At 59.1% G+C, this 891-nt stretch carries 1 protein-coding gene; it reads left to right on the top strand.

Translation table 11 applies throughout. From position 1 onward, the window contains the following. Window positions 1-107: 107 nt before the first annotated feature. Window positions 108-891: IS110 family RNA-guided transposase (locus EP237_RS22885; RefSeq protein ID WP_127563112.1), on the top strand; the 784-nt coding region annotated here is incomplete at its 3' end.

The following is an 891-nucleotide window of genomic DNA, read 5'->3' as shown; positions in this document are numbered from 1 at the left end:
TATGAGATGCTGTAACGGGGCCTGCGTGACGCGCCGCCGTTGCCACTTGTCAGATCAGCACCGCGCTGTCGCCATTCCCGTATTGAACCCAGATGGAGGATGACGGGATGAAGCTGTTTATAGGATTGGATGTGTCGTTGGCGAAAACCGCAGTGTGTGTGGTCAGCGAGCATGGCCAGATCGTCAAAGAGGCGGAGACTGGAAGCGAACCCGAAGCTCTGGGGCGCTGGTTGGACGAACTTGACGGCAGCATCGCGGCGATTGGCCTGGAAGCCGGGCCACTGTCGCAATGGCTGCACCGAACGCTGACCGAAGCTGGCCTGGATGTGGTGCTCATGGAAACGCGTCAGGTGAAGGGCGCGCTGAAGGCGATGCCGATCAAGACGGATCGCCGCGATGCAGAAGGGATTGCACGCCTTCTTCATCTCGGCTGGTTCCGCCCGGTTCACTGTAAATCCGTCTCTGCTCAGGAAACCCGTGTAGTTCTCGGCGCTCGAAAGGCTATCCAGCAGAACATGATCGCCCTGGAGATGTCGCTGAGAGGTCTGCTGCGGAACTTCGGCTTGAAGGTGGGTGCGATCTCGCGCGGTAGGTTTGAGACACGCATTCGGGAATTGGCATATGGCAATCTAATGCTGGAAATCGCAACAGAACCGATGCTGCGGGTCCGAGCTTCCCTACGACAGGAACTGGCCGGTCTCGAAAAACACGTGCGCCAGTTTGCCGGAGACGATCCAGTTTGCTGTCGTCTCATGACAATGCCGGGGATTGGCGCGGTCGTGGCGCTGACCTTCCGTGCTGCGGTCGATGATCCGACCCGCTTTCGGTCTTCAAAGAGAATTGGCCCCTGGGTTGGTCTGACGCCCTCACGCAACCAGTCCGGTGAACGGG

It is taken from the genome of Nioella ostreopsis (assembly GCF_004000255.1).
Classification (GTDB): domain Bacteria; phylum Pseudomonadota; class Alphaproteobacteria; order Rhodobacterales; family Rhodobacteraceae; genus Nioella; species Nioella ostreopsis.
This window is presented reverse-complemented; position numbering and strand designations above follow the sequence as displayed.